The organism is Marinobacter oulmenensis (assembly GCF_014201735.1).
Taxonomy (GTDB): domain Bacteria; phylum Pseudomonadota; class Gammaproteobacteria; order Pseudomonadales; family Oleiphilaceae; genus Marinobacter; species Marinobacter oulmenensis.
In genome coordinates, this window is the sequence record NZ_JACHFE010000002.1 from 30,344 (window position 1) to 46,747 (window position 16,404).

Below are 16,404 nucleotides of genomic sequence, written 5' to 3' on the forward strand. Positions count from 1 at the left end.
AGGTATAAGGAAACGTTCGGATGATCGAACTGAAAAACGTCACCCGGCGCTTTGGTAAAGCTGTGGCGGTGGATCACATCAACCTGCGGATTGAGACTGGTGAAGTCTGCGTGCTGGTGGGCAGTTCCGGATGCGGCAAGTCCACCACCCTGCGGATGATCAACCGGCTGTTGCCTCATACTGAGGGTGAGATTCTGGTGGACGGTGAAGACATCACCGGCATGAACCCCGAACAGCTCCGTTTGAACATGGGCTACGTGATCCAGGGTACCGGGCTGTTTCCGCACTGGACGGTAGCCCGCAACATCGCCATGGTGCCGGAACTGCTCAAGTGGCCGAAAGAACGGATCGATGCCCGTGTGGAAGAACTGATGACCCTGCTGGATCTGGACCCGGCCACACACGCGGGCAAGTACCCTCAGCAGCTGTCCGGCGGGCAGGCCCAGCGGGTCGGGGTTGCCCGTGCGCTGGCGGCCGATCCCAACATCCTGCTCATGGATGAGCCTTTCGGTGCGCTGGACGCCATCACCCGGGACAACCTGCAGATGGAACTGCTGCGTATCCAGAAGCAGGTGCGCAAAACCACCGTGTTTGTCACCCACGACATCGACGAAGCGCTGAAACTGGCCACCCGCATTGCGGTCATGGACCAGGGGCGGATCGTGCAGCATGACACCCCGGAGAACATCCTGCGCAACCCGGCATCGGAATTCGTGGAGAATCTGGTCGGCAAGCAGGACCGGGGGCTGAAACTGATGAGTCTGCGCCCGGTACGCCAGTTGATGACCGCGGTCAGCGATGCCGGGCGACCGGACCCGGGCGTTGAAAGCGTGGGGGAGGACGACAGTGTGAGGCTGGCGCTGTCGGTCATGGTCTGGCAGTCGGCATCCTCAGTGCCGGTGGTGAATGGGAAAGGTGAACAGACCGGTGTCATTTCCCGTGACCGAATCCTGCAGGACGGCGCCTGATGCGACTCTGGTTTTCTCCGCTGCTTCTGCTGACTCTGCTGATAGGTTTGAGCACGGCCATGCCCGTTTTGGAGCCGCTGTTTCAGTGGCTCCAGCCGGACAAGCAGAGTGTGGTGTATGAGCGAGAGAGTTTTCTGTTCCTGCTGCAGAACCACCTGACCCTGGTTCTGGTGTCGGCGGCTGTGGGCACGATGCTTGCCGTAGCTGGTGGTATTTTTGCCACGCGCCCGGCGGGGCGGGACTTCCTGCCACTGGTAAATCAGGTGGCTTCCATTGGCCAGACCTTTCCGCCCGTTGCCGTTCTGGCACTGGCCGTTCCGGCCCTGGGGTTTGGCGAGGCGCCGATCATCGTGGCGCTCATTCTGTACGGGCTGCTGCCGATCCTGCGTAACACGCTGGCGGGCCTGGAAGGCATCAGTCCCGCTGTGACCGAGGCGGCCCGAGGGATGGGCATGTCTCCGCTGCAGGTGCTGGTCCGGGCCGAACTGCCTCTGGCAGGCCGGGTCATCCTCGCCGGCATACGTACCTCGGTGACGATTAACATCGCCACTGCGGCCATTGGCTCCACGATTGGTGCGCGGACTCTGGGCGATCCGGTGATCGCCGGCCTGGTCAATGGTAATACCGCGTACGTGCTACAGGGAGCGATCCTGATCGGCCTGCTGGCGTTGACGACCGACAGTCTGTTCGAGGCTCTGGAAAGGGCCTGGGAGCGACGATTCACCCCCCAGTTTGCCAACTGAGTTGTGATACAGTTCCGGATGTGGCCTTACGCGCTGATCAGGGTGTCGGGCCACCTCAGGGAAGCCCGAGCGGGCATGGCGAATCCATACGCCCCATATTGCAGGAGGCATCGTGATTGTTATCTATGGCATCAAGGAATACCTGAATCCGGTCAAAGCCCAGCTTTCCGAAACCATCCATCGCTGCATGCAGTCAGTCCTGGGCATGCCGGAAGACAAGAGAGCCCATCGTTTTGTTCCCCTCGACGCCGAGGACTTCTATTTTCCCGGCGGCCGTACCCGTGCCTATACCGTGATTGAAATCAACATGATGGAAGGCCGAACCAAAGAGACCCAGAAGGCACTGATCAAGGCACTGTTCCGGGAGATCCAGGCAAGCGTTGGTATCTCGCCGGTGGATGTAGAGGTGACCATCACCGAGCAGCCGCCCCATTGCTGGGGCTTCCGGGGTATGACCGGTGATCAGGCCAGGGACCTTAACTATTCGGTCAAGGTCTGAGAGGGCTTGCCTGCGCTGAGGCCTTGCCGTTTCGGTCATCAGACCCAGACGCGGTAGGCGTGGTTGTAGGCGATATCGCCAGCCACGTACACCAGCAGAACCGCCATACCCAGGTTGATGCCCCGGAAGTAAGCCGGCCTGGCGATGTACTGGCCCATATAGCGGCCCATCAGCATGTAAACGCTGGGCGCCCCGAAGGCGAGGGCCGCCAGCGCGAAGGACCAGACGCTGATTGCCGGTCCCTCGATGCCTTCGGCCGGAAACTGGACGGTCACGATCGGCAGTATGGCGATAAACGCTTTCGGGTTGAGTAACTGCAAAATCAGACCGGCGTGGAAGTTTAACCGGTTGTCCCGGGCCTGCGCCGCATAGTTGATCGTAATGCTTGCCCGGGCCACCTTGTAGGCCAGGTAGAGGATATAGCCAGCTCCGAGGAGGCTGATCACGCCCTGGTAGGGCGGGGCAATCAGCCAGGCGCCGGTATAACCGAATAGCAGAAACAGGATCAGCATGGCCAGGCCCACGCCGGCGCTGAATGACAGGGGAACCCGGCCGTTGAGCCCGGCATTGAGGCTCAGGAGATTGGCCGGACCGGGGGAGTACATGACGCCGAGCGCGTACGCGAGTATTTCAACCATTGTGAAACCCTGGAAGTCGTGAGTGTGCTGGTGCTGGCTTTTGGGTGCCGGTGCGGCGCTAACAGCCGGTGAGGTGCTGCTGGTAGTGCCTGGCTGTCATGCCGTAGATTGGCTTGAAGCGTCGGTTGAAGTGGCTCAGGTCGCTGAAACCGAAGTCGAACACCACGTCTTCCAGCGGCCTGCCGGCTTCAAGGGCTTCCCGTGCCCGGTTGATGCGGCAGTTGATAATGTACTGGTGAGGGGTAATCCCGTACTGTTGCCGGAACAGCCGCAGGAAATGGTATTTGGACAGGTTGACCACCCGGCTGATGTCATCCAGGGACAGCTCGTCCATCAGGTGGGCGTGGATGTATTCCCGCGCCCGGATCAGCAGCCGGTCGGCACGGCGTGCGGCCTGTCCCTGAGTATACTGGCCGTGGTTCTGGGCCAGGCGCGTGGCCATCTGGTACAGTTCGCACTCCATGCCCAGCCGGTTTTCCTGATGATTTTCCACCAGTTCCGCCATGGTCAGTATATGCTGGCGCAACCGGGCATCGTTGATCAGTGTGTCCCGGATCTGGAAATCCCGGCTGTGCCGGATGCCGGCGGCTTCGAGCATGGGTTCCAGTTGATCCGGGTGAATGTAGACCATGCGATAACGCAGGGCATCGTCCACGCCGGAATGGCCGTCATGCACCTCGCCGGGATTGAATACGATGATGTTGCCCGGCAGGCTGCGGTGGAATACCCCGGCTGCGAAAAAGTCCTGACGGCCGGCCAGTGTGACGCCAAATGAGTACTCCTCGTGGGCGTGGCGGCCGTAGGAAAAATCGTTCATCTGTGCCTGCAGTACGGTGACCTGCTCAAGCTGGCTGCTTCTGGTGAAGCGAAACTGATTGTCCTGTCTGCTCATAGCCCGCTGCCCCATCCGGGACCCTCACTGCCTTTAACGCTTTCCGGCAGTGTAGGGGCGGGCGGTCTGTTGTGGCTAGAACAAAATTGCGCAATCACATCAGGGTGAGGGTTTCGCCGCTCTCCACGTCCACGTAGGTGACCGTCACCGTGTTGAAGTTCAGGTCCACAAACAGGTGGCAGTAGTGCTCGCCGTACCGCCACGCCATGGCCACGCTGGAGTCGTTGGAGTAATTAAGCTCGAAGTGCCCGTCAAAGGCGGGGTAGTTGCTGCGGAATGTCATCAGGGTCAGCAGGCGCTGGACCACCGGTTTTTCCATTTCCCGATCGAACTCCTCAAGGCTGTAATAGTGGCGGTTGATGTCACGCAGTTCTCCGGTCTGGTCCATCAGTTCCTGATCGTTACAGCCTGCCAGCAGGCCCACGTAATAGACCTGCGGGATGCCGGGGGTGAAAAACTGGATCGCCCTGGCGGCAATGTAGGCATCGTCGTTCTGCATCAGGGCATCGTAGAAGGTACAGGTCAGCTGGTAGATGGCCCCGACACTGTGAATGTTGGCGGCGGACCGGCGCATGATCGGGTCGGCACTGCGGGCGTCAATGTTGTCGATCAGAATCCTGATCTTGTCATCGGGCAGTACACCCTCCACGTCCGGTATGCAGATGCCGTCGTGAGTATCTAGCACGGTCACCATGTTGCGCGGGCACATGCGCAGCCAGTTCTTGAGATACACGCTGTTGGCGTCCAGCAGTGAATACAGCAGAAGCGGCGGCAGGGCGAAGCCGTAGGGGTGCATGTTGCGTTTGCTGATGGCGTACTGGTAGCTGGTGTGGTCGTGGACCTCGGGCAGGCATTCGGCGCCGTGTTTGAGGGCCACTTCGTTGATCCAGTCCAGTATCCGGTAGACCTCCGGCTCCACCAGAAAGCAACTGGTGCCGATGCGTTTGGTGGTGTAGCCAAAGGCATCCAGTCGCAGCAGGTTGACGCCTTTGGAGGTCAGAAAGCCAATGTAGCTTTCCATCAGGCGGTAGGCCTGGTCCTTGTCGTAATTCAGGTCGATCTGCTGTTCGGTAAAGGTACACCACACCCGGGTTTCAGTGCCGTCGGCCAGGGTAACCTTCCGGAACGGCTCCTTTTCCTTGCGGATGTGGATCTTCGCCATGTCGTCCGGTGAAATCTCGCCGTAGTCGTCCACGTGCACGAACAGGTCGGCGTGCCCGGAATCGAACCCGTTGGCGATGAAATCCCGGAACTCCGGGGATTCGTCGGAGATGTGGTTGACCGTCAGGTCCACGCACAGGTCGTATTTCTGGGTGAGTGCCTCGATGTCATCCCAGGTGCCGAACGCCGGGTCCACTTCCTTGTGGGTGAGCGGCGAGAAGCCACTGTCGGCGTTGGACGGGAAGAACGGCAGTATGTGCAGCCCGCCGATGGCTTGCGACAGGTGTTTTTCCACGGCTGTGTGGAGGTCTTTCAGGTCGTTGCCAATCCGGTTGGGATAGCAGATCAACTGCACCGCGTTCCTGAGCAGCATGGTTCGGCTCCTGGGTTGTGTATTTGCCGGTCAATGGCCGCTCAGGCGGCCGTCTTTCCCATTGGCACAATGTTCTTCAGTTTGCCGGCGCGGCGCTGCTCCACCGTGTCGATAAACTCCTGTCCCCAGTAGGCTATGTCGTAGCGGCAGACCGTCTCGAACGCTTCGCTCAGACGGCTTCTGGCTTCGCTGCTGCTCATCGCCAGTGCGTAGTAGCAGGTGTCTGCCAGGTCCTGCGGGTGATGCGGGTTGGCCAGGATGGCACCGCGCAACTCCGCGGCCGCACCGGCAAATTCCGACAGCACCAGGGCGCCCCGGCCCTGGGTCAGGCCCTGGGTGGCAATGTATTCCTTGGCCACCAGGTTCAGGCCGTCCCGCAGCGGGGTGATCCACATGACATCCGCCATGGTGTAGTAGGCGACCAGTTCCTCGAAGGGCAGGGCCCGGAAGAAGAACTGCACCGGGGTCCAGCCCACCTGGGCGAACTGGCCGTTGATGCGCCCGACCGTCTGCTCGATCTGCGACAGCAGTTCCTCGTAGATGGTCATGCCCTTGGCGGCTGGTACGCACACCATCATCAGCGTGACTTTGGTCTCCAGCTCCGGGTGCTCACTGAGCATGCGCTCGTAGGCGTGGAGTTTTTCCAGAATGCCTTTGGTGAAATCCAGCCGCTCCACCGAGAGAATCAGACGGATATCCCTGAGGTCCTCCCTCAGGGTTTTCATGCGGGCCTGGACATCGGTGTCGGCCAGCGCATTCTTGACCCGGTCCAGATCCAGGCCAACCGGGTGTGCCCCCAGGCCGATCCGGCGGTCGTTCACCCGGATCTCGGTACTCATTTCGTCCAGGCCCACGGCACAGCCATAGGTCAGAAAGCGCGGAGCACAGCCGGATTTCTGGGTCACTTCCAGGGGCGTGACCCCGCGGGCGACATCGACAAAGTTCTCGGCCTGCTTGGGAATGTGGAAGCCGATGTGGTCGCACTGCAGCAGGCTGCCGATGATCTCACGGCGCCAGGGCAGGACGTTGAACACGTCGGCCGACGGGAAGTAGGTATGGTGGAAGAACGCGATGGTCACATCCGGGCGCAGCTCCCTCAGGAAGGCCGGCACCATCCACAGGTTGTAGTCGTGGATCCACACCACGGCGTTTTCAGCGGCCTCGGTAGCGGCACGCTCGGCAAAGCGCCTGTTCACTTTCAGGAACACCTGCCAGTGGTCATCCCGGAAGGTGGCCCGTTCCCAGAAAGTGTGCAGGGTGGGCCAGAAGGCTTCCTTGGAGAACCGCTTATAAAAGATCTCCACGTCTTCCTTGCTCAGGGGCACGCGGGCCGCCACCAGTTTTTCATAGCGGCTGGTGTCCACTTCGGTGTAGGTCTGGAAGGGGCCCAGTTCCGGGTCGTCAATGGACCAGGCAACCCAGGAGCCGGCCTTGCCGTCGGCGAAGAAACTCAGCAGCGTGGGGATGATGCCATTGGGCGAGCGTGGCCGTCGGCGGATCAGCTTGCCGTCTTCCACCACTTCCTCGTAGGGCAGGCGGTGATAGACGATGACCAGATCAGACTTACCGGAATTCATCGCATCCGGAATTTCCGCTTCAATACCGGCGTGACCCAGGAAACCGAACTGCTCGAACGCCTCCAGAATACCGCCGCAGCCGGCAGCGCCGGCATGATAGACCCGCGCCTGATGCTCCGTGGCTTCCAGCAGCGCCTCTTCTGAAGCACCCACACACACGCCCTTGAACCCCTGCTGATACATGGACAGGTCATTGAGCGTGTCACCGGCCACCAGCACGGTTTCCGGGTCCACGCCCAGGTGGTCCACCAGCCGTGACAGCGTGCTGCCCTTGTTCACGCCTTTGGGAAGGATGTCGAGGTATTTGCCTGCCGAGAACAGCACTTCGCAGGACAGGGCTTCCACCCGGGTGCGCATGTCGTCAGTGACCGAGTCGGACTCGCAGAAGTAGGACACACGGCGCTCCTGGGGCACTTCCTGGCGCTGGAGCCCGTCAAACGGAGCCAGGGTATCCTCGATGATCTGCTCACCGGGCCAGAGTTCGTCGATCTCTCCCTGCAGCGGATGCAGACCCTGTTGGGAATCCCCGTGGACCACGGTGCAGCCGACGTCGCAGATGATGTAGTCCGGTTGCGGAATGGTGGGGTCGGAAAGCAGGGGAATGACGGATTCCAGCCCTCGACCGGTGACAAATACCAGATCAATCTCAGGGTGGGCGGTGATCAGTTGGTAAAGCTTGGAGCGATTGTCCGGTTCACCTGCGAGAAAGGTGCCGTCCAGATCCGTGGCCAATAGCATGATGTACTCCTGTCAGTCGAGCCGAGTGTCCAGGAATTCAGCAAAGCCGTGCGTTTTTGAAAGGGACCGCTCAGTACGGGCAAAGCCTTGCTGAACCAGGGGACCCTGATTCGTCAGTTGCAGATTCCATACCGGTTTTTCAAAGCTTGCCTCGGAAACAGGCTCTATTGGGGCGTGATAACTATGCAAAAACAGTTAGTTGGAACCTGTTTTTAAAATGCTCAAAAGGGCTGGAAACGGAAGCAATGTGGTGTCGGCTGCATTGTTTTGGTGCGTCGCGGGCTGTTTCAGGGCCGCCACTGGCAGGGTAGGCACATGGCCGGCACATCCCGACGGGTGTCGGTGATGTGCCGGCCGGCTGGGCTTACCGATGTTTCTGGCGAATCCACTCTCGGCTGCGGTGCAGTTCGCCATTCAGGGCCTTGAGTGTGGTGTAGCACATTACCAGCATCACCACGGAGAATGGAATGGCCGTGGCGGTCACCCCGGCCTGCAGGGCGGAAAGGCCGCCGCCCAGCAACAGGACGATGGCGATCAGCCCCTCCACGGCCGCCCAGAACATCCGCTGGGGACGTGGCGCGTCCACCTTGCCGCCGGCGGTAATGGTGTCGACCACCAGAGCGCCGGAGTCCGACGAGGTTACAAAGAACACCAGCGCCAGGATGATGCCGAGGGTTGAGGTCAGGGCCGCCAGGGGCAGTTCATTGAGCATGCCGAACACCGACAGCTCCGGACGGTAGTTGTCGATGACGTAGTCTTTCACCAGGCTGCTGCCGGGGTCGGAGTAGAGTTGTTCGAACGCCGTGCCGCCGAAGACGCCCATCCAGATGAAGATGAACAGGCTCGGGACGATCAGGACGCAGGTCACGAATTCACGGACGGTCCGTCCCCTGGACACCCGGGCAATGAACATACCGACAAACGGGGCCCAGCTGACCCACCACGCCCAGTAGAACACGCTCCAGGCCTGACGGTAGGCGTCATCCTCACGACCGAAGGGCGCGGACAGAGGCACGAATTCCTTCACGTAGGTGACCATACCGGTCCAGGTGTCACCGAGGGCTGCCAGTGTCGGGCCGGCAAACAGCACGAACAGAAAGAACAGCACGGCGACGATCATGTTCAGTTCCGACAGGCGGCGCAGGCCGCCATCAAGGCCGCGCCAGACAGACACCAGGGCAACGGCGGTCACCAGCGTAATCACGATCACCTGGGTACTGGTCAGCACATCCATGTCGAATACGAATTCCATGCCGGCGTTGGCCTGCTGGGCACCCAGGCCCAGGGCGGTGGCCAGCCCGAACAGGGTGGAGAAAACCGCGAGTATGTCGATGATGTTGCCCCACCAGCCCCAGACACGGTCGCCCAGAACAGGAAAGAACACAGAGCGGATGGAGAAGGGCAGACCCTTGTTATAGGTGAAAATGGCCAGCGCCAGGGCCATGACCACATAGACGGCCCAGCCATGAATGCCCCAGTGCAGGAAGGTGCCGGCCAGGCCCATGGCCCTGGCTTCGGGGATGGCCTCCGGATTCAGCTGCCCGTCGGCACCGAATGGCGATTCGATGCCCAGGGGTAAGGAGACGTTGCCGTGATAGATGGGTTCCAGCACGCTGAAAAACAGCAGCCCGATGCCAATGCCGGCGGTAAACAGCATGGCAAACCACGACAGGTAGCTGTAGTCAGGGCGGGCGTCGGGCCCCCCGAGCCGTATGGAACCGTAGGGTGACACCACCAGGCCCAGACAGAAGACCACAAAGATATCCACCACGATCATGAAGTACCAGTCCAGAGTGCCGGTGGCGAAACCAACGACGGCATTGAACAGGCTGTTGGCCCGCTCCGGGAAGATCAGCGTGAGCAGTATGAACGCTATGGAGGTCAGGGCGGAAACCAGGAACACCCGGTTGTGGATATCAAACCCGAAAGGGCCGAGTTTGCCTTCGATATTGTCCTGGCCGACGGTGTAGTCGGTCTTGACGTCGTTATTGACGTACGGATATGAGGACTCTTCGGTAGTACTCATAGAAACATTGCCTTTGTTGTGCGGATGAATGTTATCACGTCTTTATTGTCTGACTGGTCAATCAGGATGCCGGCCCGGCGCAACCGGGTCTCGACATCGGGTTTGGGCCAGGCCAGATAGAGCTGGCCGCCCCGTGCCTGGCAGAGGTGGGCCTGCTTGCGGAGCAGGTGTATGCCGCTGAGATCCAGAAAATTGATGCCCGCCGCCAGAATCACCAGATTCGGGGCGACCAGGGGCTCAAGCTGCTGGTCGACGGTTTCACAGGCGCCGAAAAACAGCGAACCGTCAATACGGACCACGTCTGTCTCTGGCTCCACCAGCGTCTGTTGCAGCCGGGCCGGTGCCTGGTCCAGGGTTTTAATCAGCACTGGTGGTCGGGTCGTTCGGCGAAGGTACAGCGCCAGCGACGCCAGCACGCCAAAATAGACCGCGAACTCCAATGCCAGCAGCAGCGTGCTGGCAAAGGTGATCAGTAACACGGCGGTTTCCGCCCGGCTGCACCTTATTGCTTCAATGATGCTGTCCCGATCGATCAGGTTGAATGCAACCACCAGCAACAGACCACCCATGGCGGCCATGGGCACATGGCTAAGCAGAGGCGCTGCCACCAGCAGCACCGGTACCAGGATCACCGCTGACAGCACTGCGGCCAGGGGCGAACCGGCTCCGGCCATGGCGTTGAGTCCGGACCGGGTAAACGAGCCGGATGACAGATAGCCGGAGAAAAACGGCCCGGCCAGGTTCGACAGGCCCTGCCCGATAAACTCCTGATTGGCATCGATGCGTTCGCCGTTCCGGGCGGCAAAGGCCCGGGCGATGGCAGCTGCTTCCACCAGTCCCAGCAGCCCCAGTGCAATGGCTCCGGGGGTCACCTGCCGCAGGTTGTCGAGGGTCAGATCCGGTGCCGACAACGGCGGTAGTCCGCCCGGCATGGCGGTAATGCGGTTGATGACAGTCCCCTGCGGGTCCAGCCATACCGCCAGTGCGGAGGCGCCCACCAGCGCCAACAGCATGGCAGGCCAGCGTGGCAGCCAGCGCCGGATGGCCAGGCACCCGCCGATAGTGGCTGCTGCGATCAGTGCCGGCAGCCCCTGGGCGTTTCCGAGGCTTTCCAGCAGAAGGGGCACCAGCCCGAGAAAACCGTCGCTCGTCATGGAAGGCAGGCCCAGCAGGTACGGAACCTGATTGACGGCGATGATCACCGCCGCGCCAGCGGTAAAGCCGGTCACTACCGAGTGTGAAACCAGGTCCACCAGGACACCCAGGCGGGCCAGCCCCAGCAATAGCTGGAACAGTCCGGCGACAAAGGTCAGCGTCAGCACCATGGACAGATAATCGGTGCCACCAGTGCCAGCCATTGGTTGCAGGGTTGCGAACAGGGCAATCGACAGCGCGGCTGTCGGGCCACTGACCATCTGTCGTGATGATCCAAACAGAGCAGCCAGGGCGGCCGGAACAATCGCCGTGTAAAGCCCGTACTGGGGCGGGAGGCCAGCCAGCAGGGCGTAGGCGACACCCTGGGGCACCACCAGTACCGCCCCGGTCAGGCCGGCCATGGTATCCCGGCGGATGTCAGCCGTTGTCAGTGCGGACATCCAGGGCAGGAAAGGCAGCCAGCGCGATGCGCGGCGCCTTTGCATCTGCCCGCCCGGCGACCCTGCCATCAGGACTGCGTGGAGGCTTTCGGGAAGCGTGCCCGGGCCTCGAGGTCATCCAGGTCAATGGTATTGCGCATGTACTGGATGCTGGCATCAAACTGCGGTTGATGGTCCCAGGGCGTGACTTCGCCCTTCATATTGGCTCGGGCGACCAGCTTGCGACGGCGCTGGCTGTCCAGCACCTCCTGATGAAGCTTGTCGATGTCCCAGCGCTGGCTGATTTCTTCGAGAAAGTCGTTGCGCAGCCCCTGGAACTCCGCGTGCTCCGCCAGGTTGGTCAGTTCCTGGGGATCGGCTTCCAGGTCGAACAACTGGTCCGGGTCCGGTTTGGAATAGACAAACTTGTAACGGCCCCGGCGGATCATGAACACCGGCGACAGTGCGCCTTCGCCGCAGTACTCGCCAATGACCTCGTCGTGGCCGCCAGTGCCCTCAAGGTGCGGCAGCAGGCTGCGGCCATCAATGGGTACCGCATAGTCGGGGGCCTGACCATTGTTGGCCAGTTCCGCAAAGGTCGGCAGCAGGTCCATGGTGGACACCGATGCCTTCACCCGCCCGGAGCCAAACCGCTTGGGGGCATGGACAATCATCGGTACCCGGGCGGAGCCCTCGAACCAGCTCATCTTGTACCACAGCCCCCGCTCACCGAGCATGTCGCCGTGGTCGCCGGAGAACACGATAATGGTGTCCTCATCCAGCCCGCTTTCCTTGAGGGCCTTGAGAATCCGGCCAAACTGGTCATCCACGTAACTGATGGCACCATAGTAGGCGTGCCGGGCGTTGCGGATCTGCTCGTCGGTCACGGTGTCTTCGTCACATTGATAGCAGTAGCGCAGCCGCTGGGAGTGCGGGTCCATCAGGTCCCGGGAATAGGGCACTTGCGGCATGTCGATGTCGTCGTGATTGTAGCGGTCCCAGTACTCCTGCCCGATGGTATAGGGATCGTGGGGGTGGGTCAGCGACACCGTCAGGAAAAACGGGCGTTCCTGATCGCTCCGGGCGTAGTCATAAAGAAAACGTTCGGAACGGAAGGTCACCTCATCATCGAAATCCAGCTGGTTGGAGCGCACGCACAGGCCGGCCTGAGTGACGGACGACATGTTGTGGTAGTAACTCGGACGCTTGCCGAAATCGTCCCAGTCTACATACCAGCCGAAATCGGCCGGGTAAATGTCGGTGGTAAGACGCTGCTCATAGCCGTGAAGCTGGTCGGGGCCGCAGAAGTGCATCTTGCCTGAAAGTGCAGTGAGGTATCCGGCATCCCGCAGGTAGTGGGCAAACGTGGGCGTGTCTGCAGAGAGCTCTGCGGCGTTGTCGAAGCCGCCAATGCGTGAGGGCAGCTGGCCCGACATCAGGGTAAAGCGGGAGGGCGCGCACAGCGGGCTGTTGCAGTAAGCCGATTCAAAGACCACGCCTTCTTCGGCCAACCGGGACAGGTTGGGGGTTTTCACCACCTTGTGTCCGTGGAAGGGCATCGAAGGGGCGGCCATCTGATCCGCCATGAGGAACAGAATATTCGGCTGTTTTGCAGGCATCGAAAGACTTTCCTTTGCTTGATAAGTGGCGTGTGAAAACAGGTGTCATATTCTGTTCTAATCTCGTATCTTGTAAACACGCTGATTTTTTATGACTGAGATAAGTTGAGCTAATGTTTTTCGAGAGTAAGCGCATCTCACCGAACAGCCTCCGTGTGTTCGAGTCTGCGGCCCGCCACCTCAGTTTTACCGCAGCCGCCCGGGACTTGCGGTCAACCCAGTCGGCCGTCAGCCAGCAGGTCAGGGCACTGGAGGAGCAATTGGGATTCGCCCTGTTTGACCGGGTTTACCGGGGGGTTCGGCTGACGGAGCCGGGGCAGGTTCTGTTTGCCAGTGTTCAGGAAGGGTTCGGGACGATCGAGAGGACCATTGACCGCCTTCAGCAGCATCAGAGCAATCCCAGGGTGAACATCCTGACCGATTTTTCCCTGGCGACTTACTGGCTGATGCCAAGGCTCCCGGAGTTCCGAAAAGCCTATCCGAACATCGATGTCAGGATCATGACCAACCAGGGTGTGTTTGACTGGCATGGCCAGGGTGTAGACGTGGCCATTGTCTTTCAGGACCGGAAAGGGCTGGAGGGCGTGCCGCGTCTGTTGCATGAAGAGGTAGTGCCGGTATGCAGTCCGGGGTTTCTGGAACAGGCGGGACCGATCAATGAGCTGTCGGACCTGGGCGGCCTGCCGCTGCTGACACTGACGGCGGACCAGGGGCAATGCTGGCTGGACTGGCCCGACTATTTCGATTGCCTGGGGGGAGAGCCGCCCATGGCGCCGCCGGAGCTGATATTCAATAATTACCCGTTGCTGGTTCAGGCCGCGATTGCCGGGCAGGGGGTGGCTCTTGGCTGGCGGGGCCTGATTGATGTCATGCTGGACCGGCGCATGCTCGTGGGGCTGGAGCATCTTGGCCTCTGTACATCCGGGGGCTATGCCGTTATTGATGGTCACCCGGAAGAGAACAATGCCGCCAAGGCACTTTTTCTGGACTGGATGTTATCGTGTTGATCCCCAAAGGATTGATATCACGGGAATGAAGACAGTGGTGATGAACGATGAATGAAACACTTCCAAGCGTTGAACCGGAACATGTACACGAGCGGGTGGCCGCAGGCGCAACCCTGGTGGACGTGCGCGAGCCAGACTATTTTACCCGTTTCCATCTGCCGGGGGCGATCAATATCAGTGTGAACAGTATCCGGCGGCGCGCACCGGAGGTACTTGCCGATCCGGAACAGGAAATCATCTGTTACTGCAACGGCGGCACTCGTGGGCCCCGTGCCACCCAGGCCCTGCTGGAGCTGGGCTACCGCAATGCCATGGTGCTGGATGGTGGCCTGCGTCGGTATATGGAAATGTTTGAGGGGCGATGACGGACGACAGCGATGACACCGGGAATCAACGTTGCGAAGAAACACAAAGTAGCTCACACCGTCCATGAATACACCCACGAACCGGGCAGCGAGTCCTATGGGCAGGAGGCCGCAGATAAACTGGGCGTGCCGCCGGAGCGGGTGTTCAAGACACTGGTTGTGATGCTTGATGGCCGCGAGCTGGCCGTTGGTGTGGTGCCGGTGTGCGCCATGCTGAGCATGAAAGGCATGGCCCGGGCCGCCGGCGCCAAAAAGGCGGCAATGGCCACCCCGGCTGATGTGGAGCGGGCAACCGGTTACATCCTGGGCGGGGTCAGCCCGTTGGGGCAGAAAAAACGCCTCAGAACATTCATTGATGCTTCAGCCGCGGAGTTCGAAACGGTTTATGTGAGCGCCGGCCGCCGTGGGCTGGAAATAGAACTCAGCTCGGAGGACCTTGTCAGGCTGACCAGCGGAACATTGTGCGGTCTTACCCAGTAGCTCTGTCAGAGTTCCGATGTGTGCTCCGGGCGAAAATTCACGACCTGATTGCGCCCCTTTCTTTTCGCCTCGTAGAGCGCATCGTCCGCCTGTTTCATCAGTTGGATTCGGGATGCCAGGCCCGCGCCCGCCCCGTGGAAGGCGACACCGATACTGAGCGTGATGACGCTCGCCGTTGGCGAGGTTGCGTGCGGAATGGCCAGTGCGGCAACGGCCGCGCGTAGCTGCTCTGCGGATTTTTCAGCCTGCGATTCGGGGGTGCCCGGCATCAGTACACTGAACTCCTCGCCCCCGGTCCTGGCTACCATGACCCGGCGTCCCTTTACGGTTTCCTGCAGGCACGAGGCGACCCGGATCAGGCAGGCATCGCCAGCCGGGTGGCCATAATGGTCGTTGTACAGTTTGAAGTGGTCGATGTCGATCATCAGTACTGACAGGCTCTGCAGTGACGAGCTATTGAGAATCTGTTCCAGTCGACTGTCGAACGCCCGGCGGTTGGGCAGAGAGGTCAGAGGGTCCTGCATCGACAGTTTCAGCAGTTCGCGGGATTGGGCATTCTGCTGCTCAAGCATCACCTTGACGTGACGGGCCAGCTTGCCGATTTCATCGTTCCGTTTGACCAGGCTTGTTGGAACCTGCGTATCGGTGAGGTATGGCAGTCTGTCCCGGGGATTCTGGTTACGGCTGATGAAGCGGCTAAACAGGCTCAGTGGCTGGAGCACCTGGCGCATCAGCAGTAGCAGCACCAGTCCGATCACGCAGACGAGGAGAACCCCGGTCCACAGAAGAGCGTACCGGAACACGCGGACCTGGGTCCGGAACTCCTGTCGGGGGATGCGGGTGGCCAGATGGACCACCGGCCCCGTATCGGTATCAGATAACGGGCCGGAGACCCATAGATACTCCGGTTGACGTTGAATTGCAGGGGTGTCTGACCCCCGCCTGTTTTCCGGTTGCACCGTCAGCATCACTGGCAGCCCCAACTGCTGTTTGAGCGATGTTTCAAGAGACCGGTCAATGAACCTGACCTTGGCAACCCAGCCTTTAGGTGGGCCGGAACCGTCAGTTCGAAGTACCTCAGCAATGCTGACCAGCGCGGGCATGGGGGTGAGTAGATGGATGTTTCCCTGCGAGTGCCCGATAGCCGGCAGCCAGTGATTAATCTGTTTGATGGTGCTTGAGGCCCAGTCGCATCGGCCCTCGGTATTGTTACAGGCACCATACTGGTCGTTTGACGGGTTTGTACCTGCGACCCAGACCAGTGAGCGATGGCTATCAAAAAAGGCAGTCAATTGATATTCGAAGTCTTCATACATTTCCCGGCTGAAGTTCGTTCGGGCATAGTCTGACCGCTCGCCCTGAACAAACTCATAAGTATCATCCCAGTGAGCCCAGTCCCGGGCCTGAGCCGCCAGTGATTGGTGACTATTTCCCAGGGCTGTTCGGGCGCGATCCAGTGCTGCACCGGCCAGATTGTCTTCCTGGCTGATCAGTTTGGGCATGACAATGAAGCGTTCAATGAAAAACAGGGCCGACAATGCGGAAACGGTGATCAATGCCAGCAGCATGAGGAATTTCTGGATGAGTGACGGGAAGTAAGGCTGGAATTTCATGTCTGGCAGGGCTCAGTGGCCCAATCCTCCTGTATCGTAATGGCGAAGTGCGCTGGTCTTTACCTCACCTCCTGTACCCAAGGATCAAGCCGGGTCCGGCGTCGTATATCTGTAAATGGTACGGTGTATAC

At 60.3% G+C, this 16,404-nt stretch carries 14 protein-coding genes; 6 read left to right on the forward strand and 8 right to left on the reverse strand.

What is annotated here, in order from left to right:
* The first annotated feature begins 20 nt into the window (after window positions 1–20).
* The 3 genes from HNR38_RS03355 to HNR38_RS03365 all read left to right on the forward strand — a co-directional run bounded on the left by HNR38_RS03355 (window position 21) and on the right by HNR38_RS03365 (window position 2,210).
* Complete coding sequence (locus HNR38_RS03355) at window positions 21–968, forward strand: ABC transporter ATP-binding protein (RefSeq protein WP_183699804.1); 948 nt, start codon at window positions 21–23, stop codon at window positions 966–968.
* Window positions 968–1,711, forward strand: coding sequence for an ABC transporter permease (locus HNR38_RS03360; RefSeq protein ID WP_183699806.1), 744 nt, complete (start codon window positions 968–970; stop codon window positions 1,709–1,711). Before HNR38_RS03355 ends, HNR38_RS03360 begins: the two co-directional genes overlap by 1 nt.
* 112 nt (window positions 1,712–1,823) lie before the next feature.
* Window positions 1,824–2,210 carry a tautomerase family protein gene (locus HNR38_RS03365; RefSeq protein WP_183699808.1) on the forward strand — a complete coding sequence of 129 codons (387 nt, stop codon included), beginning with the start codon at window positions 1,824–1,826 and terminating at the stop codon, window positions 2,208–2,210.
* 38 nt (window positions 2,211–2,248) lie between these two features.
* Here HNR38_RS03365 and HNR38_RS03370 read toward each other — a convergent pair whose 3' ends face one another.
* The 7 genes from HNR38_RS03370 to betC all read right to left on the reverse strand — a co-directional run bounded on the left by HNR38_RS03370 (window position 2,249) and on the right by betC (window position 12,808).
* On the reverse strand, window positions 2,249–2,848 hold the full coding sequence (locus HNR38_RS03370) for a LysE family translocator (RefSeq protein ID WP_183699810.1): 600 nt from the start codon (window positions 2,846–2,848) through the stop codon (window positions 2,249–2,251).
* 58 nt (window positions 2,849–2,906) lie between these two features.
* The gene (locus HNR38_RS03375; protein WP_183699812.1) at window positions 2,907–3,740 is read right to left on the reverse strand and encodes an AraC family transcriptional regulator; all 834 of its coding nucleotides are present in this window, start codon (window positions 3,738–3,740) and stop codon (window positions 2,907–2,909) included.
* A gap of 94 nt (window positions 3,741–3,834) precedes the next feature.
* The gene (gene gtfA, locus HNR38_RS03380) at window positions 3,835–5,274 is read right to left on the reverse strand and encodes a sucrose phosphorylase (RefSeq protein ID WP_183699814.1); all 1,440 of its coding nucleotides are present in this window, start codon (window positions 5,272–5,274) and stop codon (window positions 3,835–3,837) included.
* A 41-nt stretch (window positions 5,275–5,315) separates the two neighbouring features.
* The gene (gene ggpS / locus HNR38_RS03385) at window positions 5,316–7,589 is read right to left on the reverse strand and encodes a glucosylglycerol-phosphate synthase (protein WP_183699816.1); all 2,274 of its coding nucleotides are present in this window, start codon (window positions 7,587–7,589) and stop codon (window positions 5,316–5,318) included.
* 364 nt (window positions 7,590–7,953) lie between these two features.
* A complete protein-coding gene (locus tag HNR38_RS03390; protein ID WP_183699818.1) occupies window positions 7,954–9,615 on the reverse strand; it encodes a BCCT family transporter in 1,662 nt (553 codons plus the stop codon).
* Complete coding sequence (locus HNR38_RS03395) at window positions 9,612–11,255, reverse strand: SulP family inorganic anion transporter (protein ID WP_221275662.1); 1,644 nt, start codon at window positions 11,253–11,255, stop codon at window positions 9,612–9,614. The genes HNR38_RS03390 and HNR38_RS03395 overlap by 4 nt, the downstream gene beginning before the upstream one ends.
* Before the next feature lie 23 nt (window positions 11,256–11,278).
* Window positions 11,279–12,808, reverse strand: coding sequence for a choline-sulfatase (gene betC, locus HNR38_RS03400; protein WP_183699822.1), 1,530 nt, complete (start codon window positions 12,806–12,808; stop codon window positions 11,279–11,281).
* Window positions 12,809–12,921: 113 nt separating this feature from the next.
* Between betC and HNR38_RS03405 the strand changes: the two genes are divergently transcribed.
* From HNR38_RS03405 to ybaK, 3 genes are read left to right on the forward strand one after another with little or no spacing between them, the layout of a single operon-like run.
* Window positions 12,922–13,815, forward strand: coding sequence for a LysR substrate-binding domain-containing protein (locus HNR38_RS03405; protein WP_183699824.1), 894 nt, complete (start codon window positions 12,922–12,924; stop codon window positions 13,813–13,815).
* 47 nt (window positions 13,816–13,862) lie between these two features.
* Window positions 13,863–14,180: a rhodanese-like domain-containing protein gene (locus HNR38_RS03410; RefSeq protein WP_183699826.1), complete on the forward strand. Its 318-nt coding sequence runs from the start codon at window positions 13,863–13,865 to the stop codon at window positions 14,178–14,180.
* A 12-nt stretch (window positions 14,181–14,192) separates the two neighbouring features.
* A complete protein-coding gene (ybaK, locus tag HNR38_RS03415) occupies window positions 14,193–14,660 on the forward strand; it encodes a Cys-tRNA(Pro) deacylase (protein ID WP_183699828.1) in 468 nt (155 codons plus the stop codon).
* Window positions 14,661–14,665: 5 nt separating this feature from the next.
* Here the strand turns inward: ybaK and HNR38_RS03420 are convergent, their stop codons facing one another.
* The gene (locus tag HNR38_RS03420; protein ID WP_183699830.1) at window positions 14,666–16,273 is read right to left on the reverse strand and encodes a diguanylate cyclase domain-containing protein; all 1,608 of its coding nucleotides are present in this window, start codon (window positions 16,271–16,273) and stop codon (window positions 14,666–14,668) included.
* Window positions 16,274–16,404: the final 131 nt, after the last annotated feature.